The following is a 19,576-nucleotide window of genomic DNA, read 5'->3' on the forward strand; positions in this document are numbered from 1 at the left end:
TCCGCCTTCCCTCCGGCCGAGCGCGGACTGTCGACGGAGATCCCGGCCGGGCGCCACCCCGGCGCACCCGCCTCCACCTCGGCCATGCGCGGGCTGCCAGCGGACTTCGCACGGCCGCGCCCATCAAGCCGTGCGCGGTTCATTGATCGACCGCGCACGGCGGTTTCGATGGAGGTCAGCCGTGCTCGCGCAGGTACTCGGCCAGGATCGGGCCGATCACCGCGAGGGCTTCGGGCCTGGTCAGGTGGTTGTGTTCGTGACCGGTCTGGTGGTCGACGATCGCGCCGCTGACGTAAGGCCGCCAGGTGTCCACGTTCGGTGCGTAGCCGGGCCTGCCGCTGGTGCTGCTGAAGAACAGCAGATCGCCATCGAACACGCCGGGCCGGTACGCGGCCGCCTGCCGGACCAACTGCTGGTAGTCGAGGTACAGGCGTTCCAAGGCCGCGGCGTCCAGCGCGCCGAAGGCACCACCGGCCAGCGCGCCCAAGACACCATCGGCAACGCCGCCCAAGGCGCCCTCGGCACCCACGCCCAGGGCGCCACCGGCCGGCTCGACCGGTGCACCACCGGCCGACTCACTCGAGTCACCATCGGCCGACCCGCCCGAGCCACGATCTGCCACCGCGCCCAAGGCACCAGCCCCTGCGCCCAAGGCACCACCAGCCCCCGCACCCGAGGCACCACCCGCCGACTCACCCGAGTCACCACAGGCCGGCTCGTCCGAGGCACCACCCGCCTCTGTACCCCTGGCACCGCCCGCCGCCGCGCCCGCGGCACCAGCAGCCTGCGTACCCGAGGCACCACCAGCCGACTCACTCGAGTCACCATCGGCCGACTCGCCCGAGGCACCACCCGCCTCCGGACCCCTGGCACCGCCCGCCGCCGCGCCCAAGGCACCAGCAGCCGACTCACTCGAGTCACCATCGGCCGACTCACCCGAATCACCATCAGCTACCGCGCCCAAGGCACCACTCGACTCGCGCGAGGCGCCATCGGTCGGCTCTCGCGAGCCACCATCGGTCGACTCGCCCGGCCCACCATCAGCCATGGCGCCCAAGGCACCACCCGACTCGCGCGAGGCGCCATCGGTCGACTCTCGCGAGCCACCATCGGTCGACTCGCCCGAGCCACCATCAGCCGCCGCGCCCAACGCACCACCCGCCCTCGCACCCGAGGCACCGCCCGCCTCCGTACCCGAGGCACCACCGGCCGACTCACCCGAGTCACGATCTGCCACCGCGCCCAAGGCATCGGCAACGTCGCCCACGCCCCTGGCGCGCAGGAGTTCGGCGGCGCGCTCGGCCAGCGGCTGGTCTCCGGTGAGCAGGTTCGGGTCGATGCCGCCGAACTCGGCGAGCAGGACCTCCGGCGGCGGCATCTCCGTCGCGCTCTCGGGTTCGACGTCGGCGCGGCCGTCGATGATGACGAGCGCCGACACGGTCGCCCCGCGTCGCTGGAGTTCCACGGCGACCGCGTGGGCCAGCGGTCCGCCCGCCGAATAGCCGAGCACGCGGTAGGGACCGTCCGGCTGGGCGGCCTGAATCTCGTCGGCGTAGCGCACCGCGCGTTCGATCAACGGCCTGTCCGGCTGGATGGCGGCGACGCCCGGTGATTGCAGCCCGTACACCGGATGGCCGGGATACAGATGACGCACCAAACCCGCGTAGCCCCAGGCCAATCCGATCGCCGGATGCACGCAGAACAGCGCGGGTCCGCTGCCCGACGGACGCAACGGCAGCAGCGGCCGCAGCGCGGGATCGGTACTGTCGGTTCCCGCCTCCGGCTGCTGCACGATGCGCTGGGCCAGCGCTCCCGGCGTGGGATCGCCGAACATCCACTGCACCGGCATGGCGTAGTCGAGCCGTTCGCGCAGTTCGTCGACCAGGCGGATCGCGACCATGGAGGTGCCGCCGAGCTCGAAGAAGTTGTCGTCCAACCCGACTCGTTCCGCGCCGAGCACCTTCTCGAAGGCGCTCACCACCACATGCTCGGTCCGGGTGACCGGTGGCCGGTAGGGCAGATCGGTGCGCCGCTGGGCCAGGCTCGGCGGTGGATCGTAGACGACCGTGCCGGGCGGCGCGGTGACATCGATATCGCCGAGAACCAGCTCCGGGTTGGTGGTGAGGGCGTCGAGCAACTCGACGTACCGATCCGTGAGGGTCCGCGCGGTGGACGGTTCGAACAGGTCGAGGGCGAAAGTGAGACTGCCGTCGATGCCGGCAGGCGCTCCTTCTTCGTCGAACTGTTCGTCGAGCATCCATTCCAGATCGAATTTCGCACCGACCGCGGGCATCTCGATCGCGCGGACCCCGAGCTCGGGCACCACGCCGGGGTTGAACTCGAAGTTCTGGAAGGTCAGCAGCACCTGGAACAGCGGATGGTGGGAGGTGGAGCGAGCGGGCGCGACCACCTCGACCAACCGCTCGAACGGCATATCGGCATTGCCGAACGCGTCCAGATCGCTGTCTTTCGTCGCGGCCAAGAGCTGTTCGAAGGTGTCCTCGGGACGCACCTGGCTGCGCAACACCAGGGTGTTGACGAACATGCCGACCAGCTCGTCGAGTTCTCCGTCACCGCGCCCGGCGATGACCGTGCCGATCGCGACATCCTGCTGCCCGGAGATGCGGCCGAGCAGCACGGCGAGGGCCGCGTGCGCCACCATGAAGATACTCACGCCGTGCCACCGGGCTATCTGCCGAATGCGTTGCTGCGCTGCGACATCGATGCGGAACTCGATCATGCCCGCGCGATGGGTGGACATGGTCGGCCGCGGATGGTCGCTCGGCAGCGACGTCACGTCGGGCAGTCCGTCCAGTGCGCCACGCCAGTACTCCAGCTGCCGGTGCGCCAGACTGTCCGGATCGTCGTCGGCGCCGAGCAGCTCGTGCTGCCACAGGGCGTAGTCGGCGTATTGCAGTGGCAGCGGCTGCCATTGCGGGGCGTCGCCCGCGCTGCGAGCCGAGTAGGCCACCAGCACGTCGCGGGCCAAAGGCGCCAGCGACGAGCCGTCGGCGGCGATGTGGTGCATGAGCACCACCAGGACAGAGCGCCGCCGTTCGATCCGGAGCAGCTGCACGCGCAGTGACAGCTCGGTGGTGAGATCGAAACCCCGCGCGCAGGCCGTGGCGACCAGGCGCGGAACGGAGTCGGCATCGACATCCGAGACCACAACCGGCACAAAGGCTTCCGCCACACCGCGCACGTCCTGGTACGGCTCGCCCTCGGCGTTCACCGGGTACACGGTGCGCAGCGCCTCGTGGCGGGCGATGACGTCCATCAGCGCCGCCTGCACGACCGCGAGGTCCAATTGGCCCTCCACCTCCAACGCGAGGGGCACGTTCTGCGCGGACGAGGACGGGTCGTAGCGGTTGAGGAACCACATCCTTCGCTGCGCCGCCGAAAGCGGGACGTACGTCGGCCGGCGGCGCGGTCCGGGACGCGGCCCGGGCGGCGCCGCCGAGGTGCGCACCGCTTCGGCCAGTTGGGCGACGGTCGGAGCGTCGAACACCATCCGCACCGGAACGCGACGGTCCAGCGCCGCGCCGAGGCGGGCGGCGATGCGTGTCGCGATCAGCGAATTGCCGCCGAGCGCGAAGAAGTCGTCGTCGAGACCCACCCGCGGCACGCCGAGCAGCTCACCGAAGGTTTCGGCGACGATGCGCTCGGTGGGCGTCGTCGGCTCGCGGAAGCGGCCCGCACGGATATCGGGGGCCGGGAGGGCTTGCCGATCGAGCTTGCCGTTCGCGGTGCGCGGCAGGGCGTCGAGCACGACGAGCGCGGAGGGCACCATGTAGGACGGAAGGCGCTGGCCGAGAGACGCTTTCAGCACGTCGAGGTCGAGCGTCGCGCGCCTGGCGGACTCGGCGTCCGCATGCGCCTCGGCGTCGATTGTCCATGTCCGGCGCGCCGCGGAATAAACTGCCGCCGCATCCCGCGATCCGGCGTCGACCGCGTCGATCTCGCGGCCATCGGTATCGAGTGCGTTCGCAGGCGGCTCAGCGTCGATCGCTTCCGGCTGATGCGCGGTGGCATCCGCTGCCTCGGCTTCGAGCGCCGCTGCCTCGGTCTCGGGTGCCGCATCCTCGTGCGACCCGGCCAGGTGCGGCACGACGTAGCCGACCAGCAACTCGCCGACGGACGGATCGGTGTAGACCGTCACCGCCGCCTGGTGCACGGCGGGGTCGCGCACCAGTGCGGACTCGATCTCGCCGAGTTCGATGCGCAGTCCGCGCAGTTTCACCTGGAGGTCGCCGCGGCCGAGGTACTCCAGGGCGCCGTCGCGTCGGCGCACCAGATCACCGGTGCGGTACATACGTTCGCCGGGCGCGCCGAAGGGATCGGCGACGAAGCGTGCGGCGGTCAGTGGGGCTCGTCCGTGGTAACCGCGCGCGAGGGCATTGCCGGACAGATACAGTTCGCCGACGACGCCGTCCGGCACCGGATGCAGCCGCTCGTCGAGCACGCGGACCGCCAGACCCGGGATCGGGCCGCCGATGGTGATCGCGTCACCGGGCCGCAGGGCATCGCTTCCCGTCGCCCAGATAGTGCTCTCGGTGGGACCGTAGTCGTTGAAGTACAAGCGATCCGGCGCGGCCCACTGCTCGACCAGATCCGGCGGACACGGCTCGCCGCCGGTGATGATGCCGCGCAGCGCGGGTTCCTGGCCGAGTACCGCGACATCCACCGAGCCCAGTGCCGACGGCGACAGCGCGATGTGCGAAACACATTCCCGGACAAGGAGTTCGCCGAGCTCCGGCCCGCCGAAGGCGGTGGGACCGGCGATCACGAGCGTGGCGCCCGCGCCGACGGCCATCAGTAGCTCGAGCACCGCGGCATCGAAGCTCGGGGACGCCACGGCGAGCACGCGCGAGTCCGCCGTGATGCGCATCCGATCACGTTGGGCGACGGCGAGATTCGCCAGGCCCTCGTGCGTGACCACGACGCCCTTCGGTCGTCCGGTGGAACCCGAGGTGAAGATGACGTAGGCCGGATTCGCCCAGCGCAGCGGCGCCGTGCGTTCGGTGTCGTCGATCGGCCTTCCGGTGGCCGAGTCGACCAGATCGGTGGTGGCCGGGTCGTCCAGCGCGAGCCAGTGCACCGGCGACTCGCCGGAGTCTTCGGAATCGTCGAATCCCGCACCCGGCAGCGTGGGCGCGACGGCGCAGACCGTCACCCCGAGCCGGGCCCCGGAGTCGTCCAGGATCTGCGTGATCCGCTCGGCCGGATAGGCGGGGTCGATCGGCACGAACGCGGCGCCGGTCTTGGCCACCGCCCACACGGCGAGCACCGCGGGCAGCGAGCGCCGGATGGCGATCGCTACCAGCCCTTCCGGGCCTGCGCCGGCGCCGATGAGCACCCGCGCCAACCGGTTGGCGTGCTCGTCGAGCTCGCGGTAGGTGAGCCGGGTGACGCCATCGATCACCGCGACACCGTCCGGATTCGCCGCCACCGCCGCCGCGAGCAGCTTCGGCAACACGGTGGGTTCCGCCACCGACGGCCGGGCGGGGACGACCAGGCCCGCGGACTCGTCCGCGTCGAGCAGGTCGACATCGCCCACGGGCGCTTCGGGTGCCGCGGCGACCGCGCGCAGCAAGCGCAGCCAGCGGTCCGCGAACCGCTCGACGGTGTCGCGGTCGAACAGATCGGTGGCGTAACCGAAGCGGATCGTAAGGCCCGAGGTCTCGTCGGGCGCCACCGTGACGCTCAGGTCGAAACGCTGGCTCTGCTGTTCCAGCTCCACCGGGGCCACGTGCAGATGGGAAAGAGTGAGCTCGACCGGTGCGAGATTCTGGAACACCAGCATGACCTGGACCAGCGGGTGTCGTGCCGCCGAGCGGGCCGGATCGAGCACGTCGACGAGGCTCTCGAACGGGATGTCGGCGTGCGCGAAGGCGTCCAGATCGGTGCGTCGCGTCTCGGCGAGCAGGTCGGCGAAGGGCGCGGCCGAGTCGATCTCGGTACGTAGCACGACGGTGTTGACGAACATGCCGACCACATCGTCCAATTCGGCCGCGCCGCGACCCGCGACCGGTGTGCCGATCGCGATGTCCGGTGCGCCGCTGAGCCTGGCGAACAGCGCCGCCAGCGCGGCGTGCAGCACCATGAACAGCGAACTGTGGTTGGTCCGGCCGAGTTCGTCCAGCGCGGCGGCCAATTCGGGCTCGACGGTGCGCAGTACGGTGCCCGCGCGCAGCGACGGGATGGCCGGGCGCGGCCGATCGGCGGGCAGCTCGAGTCGGTCGGGCAGGCCCTTCAGTGTGGTGGTCCAGTAGTCGAGCTGAGCGGCGAGCAGGGACTCCGGGTCGTCGGCCGAACCCAGCCGCTCCCGTTGCCAGAGCGTGTAATCCGCGTACTGCACCGGCAATTCGGTCCAGCCAGGGACGGCGCCGTTGGAGCGCGCCGCATAGGCCGCGAGCACGTCCCTGGCGAGCGGCCCCATGGAGAACCCGTCCGCGCTGATGTGGTGCACCACCACGACGAGCACGTGCTCGTCATCGGCGACGCGGTACAGGCGCAGCCGCAACGGCACCGCGGCAGCCACGTCGAAACCGGTTGTGACACAGTCGAGAACCGCTGCCGGGAGCTCGTCCGCCGCGATCGCGACCGGCTCCGGGTCGAGTTCCACCGCGTCCGGTGGCAGCACGACCTGGTAGCCGACGCCGTCCCGCGCCGGGTACACGGTGCGCAGCGCCTCGTGCCTGGCCAGCACATCGGACAGCGCCGCGCGCAGTGCGGCCACGTCCAGCTCGCCGCGCAGGCGGAGCACCGCGGGGATGTTGTACGCTCCGGATTCCGGGTCGTACTGGTTGACGAACCACATCCGCTGCTGCGCGGGCGCGAGCGGGATGTGCTCGGGCCGCGGACCGGACCGGGGCCCGATGCTGGGCCGCGCGCCGTCGCCCGCCGCGGGCAACCGCGCCGCCAGCGCGCGCACCGTCGGCGCCTCGAACAACAAACGGACCGGCACCTCGATATCGAGTGCGGCGCCCAGCCGGGCGGTCACCCTAGTGGCGGACAGCGAATCGCCGCCGAGCGCGAAGAAGTCGTCGTACGCGCCGACGCCGGGCCGATCGAGTACCGCGCCGAAAACCTCGGCGATCACGCGCTCGACGCCGATCGGGGCCACGTATTCCACCGCGACGCATTCCGGTTCGGGCAGCGCGCGCACGTCGACCTTGCCGTTGCCGGTCACCGGAAGGACGTCGAGCACGGTCACCGCCGCGGGCACCAGGTGTCGGGGCAGGCGGCGCACCAAATGGTCGCGCAGGCGCGCGCCGTCGAGTTCGGCGCCCGCCGTCGGAGCCACGTAAGCCGCGAGCGCCAGGTCGCCGGTGGGCCCGCGCCGCGGCACGGTGACCGCGAGCCCCACTCCCGGCAGGTCGCGCAGCACCGCGTCGACCTCACCGGGCTCGACCCGGATGCCGTGCAGCTTCACCTGGGAGTCGTTGCGGCCCACGTATTCCAGGCCGCTGTGCGAGACGCGCCGCACCAGGTCGCCGGTGCGGTACATCCGGTCGCCGGGAGCGCCGAACGGGTTGGGCACGAACCGCGCGGCCGTCAGCCCCGTGCGGCCGTGGTAGCCGCGCGCCAGACCGGGCCCCATCAGGTACAGCTCACCGATCGTCCCGACCGGCGCGGGCCGCAACCAGCGGTCGAGCACGACCAGACCGAATCCCGGCATCGGCGCGCCGAGCTCGGCGGTCTCGCCGGGGACGAGCGGCGCGCTGAAGGTCGCGGCGACGGTCGCCTCGGCCGGTCCGTAGGAGTTCATCATCGACCGACCGGCGCCGATCCGAGCGGTGAGCTCGGGCGGACAGACCTCGCCACCGGTGACCACCGTGCGCACACCGTTCCACGACTCGGTCGAGAGCGTGGCCAGCACCGCGGGCGGCGCGATGACGTGGGTCACCTGGTTCGCCACGATCACGGTGGTCAGTTCGTCGCCCGCGATCGCCGCCGCGGGTGCGGCGACCAGCGTGGCGCCGGTGTAGAAGGTGGACAGCCACACCAGCGTCGCGGCGTCGAAATTGGGGTTCATGCTGAGCAGGACGCGATCGCCCGGCCTGGCCCGCATGCGCGCCGCCGTGCCGACCGCGAGCCCGCCGAGTCCGGCGTGGGTCACCACGACGCCCTTGGGTGTTCCGGTGGATCCCGAGGTGTAGATCAGATAGGCGGGGTGTTCCGCGCGCAACGGGCGCAGCCGGTCGGCATCGGTGATCGCCGCGTCGGAATGGTCCGGCAGCTCGGCCCACAGCACCGGATCGTCGAGCAGCAGCCAAGAGACCGTGCCCGGCAGTCGATCTCGGTGTTCCGCAGTGGTGATGCCAAGGGGTGCGGCGCTGTCGGCGGCGAGGGTCGCAAGGCGGTCCTCGGGATGGTCGATATCGACGGGGACGAACGCGGCGCCGGACTTCGCGATCGCCCAGACCGCGACGAACCAGTCGACGGACCGCGGCAGCGCGAGCAGGGCCCTTGTCTCCGGCCCCGCGCCGGCCGCGATGAGCTTGCGGGCCAGGCGATTCGAGCGGGCATCGAGTTCCGTGTAGTCGAGGGCTCGCGTGTCGTCCTGGACCGCGATCCGGCCGGGACGCACGCCGGAACGCAGCAGATCGGGCAGCAGCCGCGTCGGCTGCGGGCGGGAGCGCAGCACGTCGGCGCGTGCCACGCCGCACACGCCGACGGCTTTGCCCGCCGGTTCGGCGGCCATGCGGTCGAGCATCCGCACCAGGCGGTCACCGATCGCGTGCGCCTCGGCGGTATCGAAGAACCCGGTGGCGCAGCTGAGGATCAGCCGCAGCGTGTCGCGGGCGTGCGCGGCCAGCGACAGCGGGTAGTGGGTGCCGTCGCGGCCGCGGAAATCCCGCACCCGCAGCGCCGCGTGCTCGGCGGCGCTGCGCAGGGCCGCCGCGTCCACCGGATAGGACTCGTAGACGATGGCGGTGTCGAAGAGCACGCCGAGCCCGGCGGCAGACTGGATCTCGGTGAGTCCCGCGGTGTGGTGGTCGAGCAAGGCGCCCTGTTCGCGCTGGACCCGGCGCAACAGGTCACCGACCGGCTCGGCGGGATCGAGGGCGATGCGCACCGGAAGGGTGTTGACCAGCATGCCGACGATTCGCTCCGCGCCCGGGAGGTCGGCGGGTCGGCCGGAAACCGTTGCGCCGAAGACGATGTCGGTCTCGCCGGTTAGCTCGGCGAGCAGCATGCCCCACGCGCACTGCACCACCGTGTTGAGCGTGACGCCCTGGTCGGCCGCCATGCGCTGGAGAGCGAGACCGCTCTCCGGTGTGAGCGCCAGTTCCAGATCCAGTTTTCCGGAGCCGGTTCGCTGCGGGGCGCGGCCCGCGGTGACCAGCGTCGGGCCGGGCAGTCCGGAGAGCGCGTCCGTCCACGCGGCCGTCGCCGCGGCGCGATCCCGGCGGGTGAGCCATTCCAGGTAGTCGCGGTAGGAGACCGGCTGCGGGAAACCGGTTCCCGCCCCGCCGCTTTGGTACCGCGCGAGCAGTTCGGCGAGCAGCAGCGGCATGGACCAGCCGTCGAGGACCAGGTGGTGGTTGGTGACGAGCAGCCGGATGTCGTCCGCGCCGCACCGCGCGCACACGAACCTGACCAGCGGCGGGTGCGCGGGGTCGAACGGCGCGGCCAGCTCGCGGGCCGCGAACGCGTCGAACTCCTCGGGTTCGACATCCACTGTGCGCCAGGGAACCTCGACGTCGGCGAGCACGATCTGCACCGGCTCGTCGGCGCCCGCGACGAACGCGGTGCGCAGCGCCTCGTGTTCGCGCACGGTCGCGGTGGCGGCGGCCGACAGTCGCTCGATGTCCACCGCTCCGTCGAATTCGAAGACCGCCTGCACCGCGTACTCGTCGGTGCGGCCCGCGGCGAGTTGCGCGTGGAAGAGCAGACCGTGCTGGAGCGGGGCCAGCGGCCAGACGTCCGTCATGGCGGGATACCTGGCGGCCCAGGCGTCCAGCTGTCGCTGGCCGACCGAGACCAGCGACAGATCCGAGGGCGTCAACCTGCCCGCATCGGGCTCCGACAGTTGACGCGCCAGTTCCTCCAGAGCGGAAATCCACTTGTCGGCAAGGGCTTCCATGTCCGCGCGGTCGACGACGTTCGAGGCGTACCGCCACACCGCTTGCAGCACTGAGCCTTTCGGGCGTTCGACAACCACCGCGTCCACTGCGAGGACCGCAGAGGCGGGCAGCTCGGCGCCACCGCCCAGGCTCGCCGCGAGCGAGACCGGCAGCCACGGCACCGCATTCGCTTCGGTGTCGCCCTCGGTCACCTGGCCGAGGTAGTTGAATCCGAACTGCGGGTGCGGGGCCGCGCCGAGGACGGCGGCGGTCTCGGGGTTCGAATGCCGCAGCAGGCCGAAGCCGATCCCGCCGCGCGGGACGGCGCGCAGCTGTTCCTTCACGGTGGCGAGCGCGTCCAGCGGACCGGCGTCGCCGATATCCAGCCGGACGGGGAACTGGCTGGTGAACCAGCCGACGGTGCGGGAGAGATCGGCGCCGGGGACGACGGCCTCCTCGCGGCCGTGCCGCTCCAGCATGACCAGCGCGGGACCGGGTTCCGCACGGTGTTCCGCCAGCGCCGAGGCCAGCGCGGTCAGCAGCGCCTCCTCCATACCGCAGCGGTAGGTCGCGGGCAGCCGGTCGAGCAGCGTCACGGTGGTCGCCGCGGGCAGGTTCAGTTCGAGGCGCTCGATGGTGTCGCCGGTGTCGACGGCCGGATCCAGCGCACGGCGGCCCAGCGGCGGATCGGGAGTGGCGAGCACGGCGGCCCAGTGGTCGGCCTCGGCGGTCCACGACTCGGTCGTCGCCGCCTCGACGAGTGCGTGCGCCCAGGTGCGCATGGAGGTGCCGACGGACGGCAGTTCAGGCGTCTCGTCGGCGTGCGCCTGCGCCCACGCGGAGATCAGATCGGCGATCAGGATGCGCCAGGACACCGCGTCGACGGCCAGGTGGTGGACGACGAGGACGAGCCTGCCCGCCGCCTCCGTACCGGCATCGAGCCAGGTCGCCGCGACCATGATCCCGGCATCCGGCGCGAGTCGCGCAGTGGCCGCCGCGACGACGGATTCGATATCCGCCCCGTCGATTTCGGCAACCCGCCTGCGCTCTAGCAGCGTCTCGGCCGCGATCGTCCCCGGCGCCGCGACCTCCAAGCCGCCGCGAACCACCCTGGCGCGCAACATGTCGTGCCGGTCCAGCACCGCGCCGAGGGTGCGCACCAGTTCGGACTCGCTCAGCCCGGCGGGCAGGGCGAGCACCATGGATTGACCGAACCGCTGCCACCCCGGCTGCTCGAGCAGCCAGTCCACGATCGGTGTCCGTGGCAGGAAACCCACGCCGCCGCCGGGCAATTCGGCCAGCGCATGCCGCTCGCCGGGCGCGGTGACCACCGCCGCCAGCGCCGCGGGCGTCGGGTGCTCGAACACGTCGCGCGCGGAGAAAACCAGATCGGCCGCCCGGCCGCGGGCGACCAGCTGGATGGAGAGGATCGAGTCGCCGCCGAGCGCGAACAACGACATGTCCGCGCCGACCGACGGCACGCCGAGCACCTCGGCGAACAGTTGGCACAGGACGCCCTCGACCTCCGACGCGGCGGCCCGCGGCGCCTCGTCGGCCGTCGGCTCCGGCAGCGCGCCCCGGTCGACCTTGCCGTTGCCGGTGATCGGCAGCGCGTCCAGCACGGTGATGGCGCCGGGCACCATGTGACCCGGCAGTCTGCGCATGCAGAATTCCCGCAGGCTCGGCACATTCAGATCGACGGACTGCGAATCGTGGTGCACCGGAACCACATAGGACGCGAGCATGGCGCGTCCCGAGGCACCGGTCCGAACGACCGTGACCGCGATCTCCACCTCCGGGTGCGAATCGAGCACCGCGTCGACCTCGCCGGGTTCCACCCGCATGCCGCGCAGCTTCACCTGGAAATCGCTGCGTCCCAGGTACTCCAGCACGACACCGTCGGCTCCTGCCGTTTCGTCCGATCGCCAATAGACCAGGTCGCCGGTGCGGTACATCCGGCTGCCCGCCGGTCCGAACGGGTCGGCGACCAGGCGTTCCGCCGTCAAGCCGGGGCGTCCCGCGTAACCGCGGGCCACGCCGGGGCCGGCGATGTAGAGCTCACCGGGTGTGCCGATCGGCACGGGCGCCAGCCGCTGATCGAGGACCAGCAGGCGCGCTCCCGGCACCGGCTGTCCGATGCCGGAGGGGCGCTCGAGATCCATGGCATCGGTGAAGGTGGCCGCGACGGTGGTCTCGGACGGGCCGTAGGAGTTCACCAGCCTGCGGCCGGAACCGAAGCGCGCCACCAGCTCCGGCGGGCAGATCTCGCCACCGGTGGTCACCGCGAGCACGCCGTCCAGTGCGTCGTCCGGCAGCGTGGCGAGCACGGCGGGAGTGGAGCAGAGATGGGTGATCGCGGATTCCGCGACCGCGGCGGTGATCTCGGCGCCCGCCATGGTCTCACCTCGGCCGATCACCAGCGTCGCGCCACTGCCGAAGGCGACGAGCAATTCCAGCAGGGACGCGTCGAAACTCGGGTTCAGGCAATGCAGTACGCGCGAACCGACCTGGGGCCGATAGGCCTCGCGCACCGCGGCTGCCAGCCCCGCGATCCCAGAGTGCGAGACCACCACGCCCTTCGGCACACCGGTCGACCCGGAGGTGAAGACGACGTACGCGGCGTGCTCGAGACGCAGACCGCCCCGCGAGTCGACTTCCGTCGAGCCGCTCTCACTCGCAGCGGCTTCCACCCCGCCACGCGCGGCTATCGGGTCGGGAATCACTGTGTCCGAGTCGATCTCGACCCACTGCACCGTATCGGGCAGCCCGGACGCCTGTTCGCGGGTGGTAATACCCAGGCGGGCACCACATTCCGCCGCCATCTTGGCGACCCGCTCGGCCGGGTTACCGGTGCCGAGCGGCACGTAGGCCGCGCCGGAACGCACCACACCCCAGAACGCGAGCACCGACTCCATCGAGCGCGGCAGCGCGACCAGCACCGAATCGTCGGGCGCCGCGCCGAGCCGGACCAGTCGCCGGGCCAACGCACCTGCGGCACTGTCGAGTTCGCCGTAGGTGAGGGTGCGCTCGCCGTCCACCACGGCCACGGTGTCCGCGCCCGCCGCGCGCAGTCCCTCGTCGAGCACATCCGGCAGCAGTCTGGGCGCGGGTGGCGTCGGGCCGTGCGCTCCTTCGCGCAGGGCCAGTTCGTCGTCGAGGAAGTACTCGACCTCGCGAACCGGCGTGTCGGGGTCGGCGTCCAGCAGCGCTTCGAACAGCTTCAGAAACCGCAGGTGGTGGCGGGCGAGGGATTCGTCGTCGTAGAGATCGGGATTGGCGGTGAAGTCCAGGTATACCGGCGCCTGCGCACCATGCTGGTAGATGTTGACGAACAGATCCTCGATCGGACCCGACGTGATCACGTGCAGATCGGTCTCGATGCCCGTGAAGTGGACCTCGGCGGGGAACAGCATGATGTTGACCACCGGGCCGACGATCCCGCGACCGCCCGCGACCGCCGCGGCGCCGTCCGCGCCCCGCCGGATCTCCTCGTGTCGAAACCGCTGGTGGCGCAGCGCGCCGGAGACCTCGATCCGGATCGCGTCCACGATCTCGGCCATGGTGCTGCGCTCACCCACGGTGACCCGCAGCGGAACGATATTGGCCAGCATGCCGCCGGAGCGGCGCAACATCGCGGTGGTGCGTCCGGAGACCGGCAGGCTGAGCACTACATCGCGCGTCCCGGTCGCCTGCGCGTAATAGACGGCGAGCGCCGCCATCGCGATACCCGGCGTGCCGACGCCGTAACGCGACGCGGCGGCGTCGAGCCGTGCCTTCGTCTCGTCGGACAGCCGGTGCCGGTGCTGACGTCCGAGCGCGTGCGCGGGCGCGGCACCGGGCACCAGACTGCACCGCTCCGGCATGTCCGCCATGCGCTGCGACCAGTACTCCGCGTCGGCGGTGAATCGGCTCGACTGCCGGTAACGCACCTCGTCGTCGTAGATCTCGCGCAGCCCGGACGCCTTGCAGGCGGGCGGCTCCTCGCCCGCCAACGCCGCGTTGTACAGCTCGGCGACGCGATACAGCCCCGTCGCGGACGCGAAACCGTCCAGCGCGATGTGGTGCGCCCGCGAGTACCACAGCACTCGATCGGGGGCGACCCGGATCAGCACCGACACCCCTGGGCGCTCGTTGAGCAGGTCCACCGGGGCGGCCACGTCCGCGTGCATCCAGCGCATGGCCTCGGCGTCCGGGTCGGGGGCATCACTGAGGTCCAGGTAGCTCAGATTCGTGTGCAGGCTCGGATCCACGACCTGATACGGCTGCCCGTCCCGCACCCCGAACCGCAGCAACGCCGTCTCGTACTCGTAGGCGACCCGATGCGAGACCTCGATCAGCGTGTCGATGTCCAGCGGCCCGCGCATCTCGATGTACTGGGCTTCGTTGAGTGGCACCGAAGGATCCAGCTGCTGTGCGTACCACATGCCGAGTTGCGCGGGCGAGAGCGGGAAGCCGTCGTTCTCGCTCACGTCGATGCCCCGCGCGGCCGAAAGTCCGTGCGTCATAGTCGATCCCCTCGAGTTCGAGTCAGCCGGCTCTACGCGTCGTTGCGGAAATCGGCGTGGCGTTCTTTCTGGTCGATGGCGCGCCGTTCGTCTCCGGTTCGTCTTGGAACTCGTAGGCGGGCACGTCGGTATCGGAGCTCGCGGTCAACCGGCTGACCATCACGTGCCGCACGTGGGCGGGCAGCGTGGGCGCGAACTTCTTGACATAGGCGGCCATCCATTCCGGCCGCCCCAGCAGGAACGGGAAGTCGGTGGCCATCATGCTGCGCACGACGAGCATCGGGATCGGCGTGTCGAGCGGGTGGAAGTCCTTGTTCCACAACCCCGGCTCCTTGCACCCGGGATAGAACTGCCCGAGCATGAAGCCGCGCTCGACGAATCTCGACTTGAGTTCGTCGTGCAGGCGGTCGATCAGCGAGAAATCCCGAAGGTCCGGAAGCGCGGTGACGATGGCGCGCAGCGCCGAGCCGCCGCCCTCCGTCGGAGCCAGCCGCCCGAACAGCTCGAGCGCGTCCTCGATGACCAGTCGCACATACGACGGCCACGGACGGACGCCTGGCACCCGGCCGACCCACATCAGATCGCGGCGCAGCGACGGTCGGACGTACGGGCAAACCGGCCCCTCACGGCCGAGCTCCGGTACGTGATCGGTCAAATAACTCTCGGCCCAGGTCCGCACCGAGTCGACGGTGGACTTGGTGCGCGGACACGGAATGTCTGTTTCGGACAGGGGGAACCAATTCATCCCCGACTGCGGTCCGATGACGATCTCGCCCATCACTCACCTCGCGACACAACGAGGTCGAGTGCGGTTGGCGAACCCCCTGGACAAGCGAGTAGTCGATCACCCGAATTTCTTGTCGAATGCGTCTCCAGAATATGTGCGATATGGCGTAACACGCGTCAGCTCCTGCCGAAGTGTCGATGAAGCGCCTGTTCAGGCGCCTCCTATCAGCGAGGATCGACGTCAGCCTCCAAAAGCCCCGACCGGCTTCCGAAATAATCCAGCTATCAATGTTTATGGGCCGGCAGGTCTCGAAACGAGCTACTCCGCGGACACGATGGAACAACCGATCGGACTCGGACGTATTTCACCGGACACTTGGTGCTACAAAAAAAGGAGACGGCCGGGTAACAACCCGGCCGCCTCCAGTACGGCGAAGTGCAGGCGTCAGCCGCGCAGCAACGCCCTGGACATCACCACACGCTGGATCTGGTTGGTGCCCTCGTAGATCTGGGTGATCTTGGCGTCGCGCATCATCCGCTCGACCGGGAAGTCGGTCGTGTAACCGGCGCCGCCGAAGAGCTGGACGGCGTTGGTGGTGACCTCCATGGCCACGTCCGAGGCGAAGCACTTGGCGGCGGCGGAGATGAAGCCGAGGTTCTTCTCGCCGCGCTCGGCGCGGGCGGCCGAGGTGTAGACCATGAGGCGGGCGGCCTCGATCTTCATCGCCATGTCGGCCAGCATGAACTGGGTGTTCTGGAAGTCGGCGATGGCTGTGCCGAACTGCTTGCGGTCCTTGGTGTAGGCGATCGCCGCGTCCAGCGCGCCCTGGGCCAGGCCGACGGCCTGCGCGCCGATGGTCGGGCGGGTGTGGTCGAGGGTCTGCAGCGCGGTCTTGAAACCGGTGCCCGGCGCGCCGATGATGCGGTCGCCCGGGACGCGGCAGTTCTCGAAGTACAGCTCGGCGGTCGGCGAGCCCTTGATGCCGAGCTTGTGCTCGAGCGGACCGACGACGAAGCCCTCGTCGTCCTTGTGCACCATGAACGCGGAGATGCCGTTGGCGCCCTTGTCGGCGTCGGTCACGGCCATCACGGTGTACCAGGAGGACTTGCCGCCGTTGGTGATCCAGCACTTGGAGCCGTTGATGATCCAGTCGTCGCCGTCCTGCTTGGCGCGGGTCCGCATGGAGGCGGCGTCCGAGCCCGCCTCGCGCTCGGACAGCGCGTAGGAGGCCATCTCGCCGTTGACGATGTCGGCGAGCACCTTCTGCTTCAGCTCCTCGGAGCCGTTCAGGATCAGGCCCATGGTGCCGAGCTTGTTGACCGCGGGGATGAGCGAGGAGGAGCCACAGACGCGGGCGACCTCTTCGATCACGATGCAGGTGGCGACCGAGTCGGCGCCCTGGCCGCCGTAGGCCTCGGGCACGTGCACGGCGTTGAAGCCCGCGGCGTTCAGCGCGGTGAGCGCCTCCTCCGGGAAGCGGGAGTTACCGTCGACGTCCTTGGCGTACGGCGCGATTTCCTTCTCCGCAAGACCGCGGATGGCCGCCCGCAGTTCGTCGTGGAAGTCCTCGAGCTTGAACAGGTCGAAATCGGGGTTTCCCGCCATGGGACACGCTCCTGGGTGGTGGGCTCGAACCGCGGTCGGCGGTCGGCGTTCATCTCGGCACTCAGTGCCACTTCATGCGCCAGTATACGCACAGAATTCCGCGCCACATGGGGTGATCTTTTGGCACTGAGTGTCAGCGAAGGGGTATGTGGTCGAGGTCACAGACTACCGAGCTTGCGGGTCAGCAGATCGGCGACCTGACGCGACGGCATGTCCCTCGGAAACACCGCGACCACCATCTCCTCCGCGTGGTGGGCCCGCTCGCGACCGCGCGGAATGGCCGCCAGCTCGACCCGCAGATCCGCGGCGCCCGCGTCCGACTCGCCGCGCACCATCCGGCGCAGGAGGTAGTTGTGCGTCGCGGTGACCGCCGCGGTGAACTGCACCCTGGCCAGATCGGGCGCGTCGGGCATGCGCTCGCGCAGATAGTCGGTGAACAGGCGCTCGTAGCGGAACACGGTGACGATCTCGCGCTCGCGCAGCGCGGGCACCCGGCGCACCACCTGGTAGCGCCGCGCCGCGATCTCCCGCCACTGCGTGAACCGCTCGAAGACCTGCACCACAGCGGCGCACACGGCCTCCCACGGATCCTCGTCCTGCGCGCCTGCGAGGTAGGCCGCCGCCTGCGCGAGCTGCGACTCGTGGTCGGCGAAGATCACGTCCTCCTTCGAACGGAACTGCCGGAAGAACGTCCGCCGGGAGATTCCCGCCGCCTCCGCGATCTCGTCGACCGTCGTCGCCTCGTACCCCTTGTCCGCGAACAACCGCAGCGCCTGATCCACCACGGTCAACCGGAACCGAGCCGGATCCTCCCCGGCCCGTGCCCGCGCGCTCTCCTCAGATGCCACGGCAGCCACCGTAGCGACCCACGCGGTACGACGGGCAACCGCGCGCCGGGTGGTACCGGGGCACGTCAGCCGAGGAGTTTGGTGCGGAGGGCCTCGTCCTTTTCGAGGACGAGTTTTTCCAGATCGGCCTGGAACTGGGTCATGCGGGTGCGCAGGGCCGGGTCGGCGGCGGCCAGGATGCGGACCGCGAGCAGGCCCGCGTTGCGCGCGCCACCGATGGAGACGGTGGCGACCGGGACGCCCGCGGGCATCTGCACGATCGAGAGCAGCGAATCCATGCCGTCGAGGTACTTCAGCGGGACCGGCACGCCGATCACCGGAAGCGGGGTCGCGGAGGCGACCATGCCCGGGAGGTGGGCCGCGCCGCCCGCGCCGGCGATGATCACCTGGACGCCGCGGTCGGCCGCCTCGCGCGCGTAGTCGAGCATGCGCTGCGGCGTGCGGTGCGCGGAGACGACGCCCACCTCGAACGGCACGCCGAACTCGGCGAGCGCCTCGGCGGCCGCCTCCATGGTCGGCCAGTCGGAGTCGCTGCCCATGATCAGGCCAACACGAGGATTACTCATGGGGATCCCATCCGTCGGTCCACACCGCGTGCGACATCCAGTGCGCCGCCCGCTCTGCCTTCTCGCGCACCTCGGCCACGTCGTCGCCGAGGACGTTGATGTGCCCGATCTTGCGATCGGGGCGTTCGCCCTTGCCGTACAGGTGCACCTTCGCCTCGGGCATTCTGGCGAACAGGTGGTGCAGCCGCTCGTCCATCGACATCTCGGGCGCCTGCTCGGCGCCGAGGATGTTGGCCATCACGGTGACCGGAGCCAACGGGCTGGTGTCGCCGAGCGGGTAGTCCAGCACGGCACGCAGGTGCTGCTCGAACTGCCCGGTGCGCGCACCGTCCATGCCCCAGTGGCCGGAGTTGTGCGGGCGCATCGCCAGCTCGTTCACCAGCAGCGCTCCGTCGTGGGTCTCGAAGAGCTCGACGGCCATCGCGCCGACCACGCCGAGCTGGGCGGCCAGATTCAGCGCCAGGGTCTCGGCCTCCGCCGCTTGCTCGTCGGCCAGATCCGGCGCGGGCGCGATCACCACCGCGCACTGTCCCTTGCGCTGCACGGTCTCCACCACCGGCCAGGTCGCGGCCTGCCCGAACGGCGAACGGGCCACCATCGCCGAGAGTTCGCGCTTCAGATCGACCTTCGCCTCGGCGAGCAGCCGCACGCCGTGTGCGAGCTGATCGGTGACGATCCACTCGGCCTCGGCGGCGTCGGCGGGCATCCAGACACCCCGACCGTCGTAACCGCCGCGCACCGCCTTGAGCACGAACGGCCAGCCGTGCTCGTCACCGAAGCGCACGGCGTCGGCGGGCTCGGCGACCGGAGTGAACGCGGGCACCGGGACGCCGAGCTCGGCGAGCTTGGTGCGCATGGCCAGCTTGTCCTGCGCGTAGACCAGGGCCTGCGGCGGCGGCGCCACGTTGACGCCCTCCGCGACCAGCGCCTCGAGATGCTCGGTCGGCACGTGCTCGTGGTCGAAGGTCAGCGCGTGCGAACCGACGGCTGCCTTGCGCAACGCGGCCAGATCGGTGTGACTGCCGAGCACCACGTCGGGACTGACCTGCGCGGCCGGGTCCTCCGGGTTCTCGGCGAGCACCCGGAGCCGCTGGCCGAGGGCGATCGCGGCCTGATGGGTCATTCGCGCGAGCTGACCGCCACCGATCATGGTGACGGTGGGCATCGCGGCTTCATCGAAGGAACGGGTACTCACGTCGTGCAATCTTGTCATGTCCGGCCGCAATGACCGCTACCGGTACACTCGGCTCTC

General features: G+C 70.5%; 6 protein-coding genes. All 6 read right to left on the reverse strand.

Annotated elements, in window-relative coordinates; translation table 11 throughout:
• Positions 1-175: 175 nt before the first annotated feature.
• A complete protein-coding gene (locus FB390_RS00475; protein ID WP_141807173.1) occupies positions 176-14,578 on the reverse strand; it encodes a non-ribosomal peptide synthetase in 14,403 nt (4,800 codons plus the stop codon).
• Between the two features lie 22 nt (positions 14,579-14,600).
• Positions 14,601-15,356: a DUF6875 domain-containing protein gene (locus FB390_RS00480; protein WP_185756898.1), complete on the reverse strand. Its 756-nt coding sequence runs from the start codon at positions 15,354-15,356 to the stop codon at positions 14,601-14,603.
• Positions 15,357-15,749: 393 nt separating this feature from the next.
• Positions 15,750-16,910 carry an acyl-CoA dehydrogenase gene (locus FB390_RS00485; RefSeq protein WP_067787697.1) on the reverse strand — a complete coding sequence of 387 codons (1,161 nt, stop codon included), beginning with the start codon at positions 16,908-16,910 and terminating at the stop codon, positions 15,750-15,752.
• Positions 16,911-17,068: 158 nt separating this feature from the next.
• Positions 17,069-17,758 carry a TetR family transcriptional regulator gene (locus FB390_RS00490; RefSeq protein WP_141807174.1) on the reverse strand — a complete coding sequence of 230 codons (690 nt, stop codon included), beginning with the start codon at positions 17,756-17,758 and terminating at the stop codon, positions 17,069-17,071.
• A 65-nt stretch (positions 17,759-17,823) separates the two neighbouring features.
• On the reverse strand, positions 17,824-18,324 hold the full coding sequence (purE, locus tag FB390_RS00495; protein WP_141807175.1) for a 5-(carboxyamino)imidazole ribonucleotide mutase: 501 nt from the start codon (positions 18,322-18,324) through the stop codon (positions 17,824-17,826).
• Positions 18,317-19,537, reverse strand: a complete 1,221-nt coding sequence (locus tag FB390_RS00500; protein ID WP_141807176.1) for a 5-(carboxyamino)imidazole ribonucleotide synthase — start codon at positions 19,535-19,537, stop codon at positions 18,317-18,319. The genes purE and FB390_RS00500 overlap by 8 nt, the downstream gene beginning before the upstream one ends.
• Between the last annotated feature and the right edge of the window lie 39 nt (positions 19,538-19,576).

It is taken from the genome of Nocardia bhagyanarayanae (genome assembly GCF_006716565.1).
Taxonomy (GTDB): domain Bacteria; phylum Actinomycetota; class Actinomycetes; order Mycobacteriales; family Mycobacteriaceae; genus Nocardia; species Nocardia bhagyanarayanae.

Bases quoted from the DNA above. Each gene is read 5' to 3' on its own strand.
- FB390_RS00500 (WP_141807176.1), bottom strand. From the start codon at position 19,537: ATGACAAGATTGCACGACGTGAGTACCCGTTCCTTCGATGAAGCCGCG.
- FB390_RS00480 (WP_185756898.1), bottom strand. From the start codon at position 15,356: ATGGGCGAGATCGTCATCGGACCGCAGTCGGGGATGAATTGGTTCCCC.
- FB390_RS00485 (WP_067787697.1), bottom strand. From the start codon at position 16,910: ATGGCGGGAAACCCCGATTTCGACCTGTTCAAGCTCGAGGACTTCCAC.
- purE (WP_141807175.1), bottom strand. From the start codon at position 18,324: ATGAGTAATCCTCGTGTTGGCCTGATCATGGGCAGCGACTCCGACTGG.
- FB390_RS00475 (WP_141807173.1), bottom strand. From the start codon at position 14,578: ATGACGCACGGACTTTCGGCCGCGCGGGGCATCGACGTGAGCGAGAAC.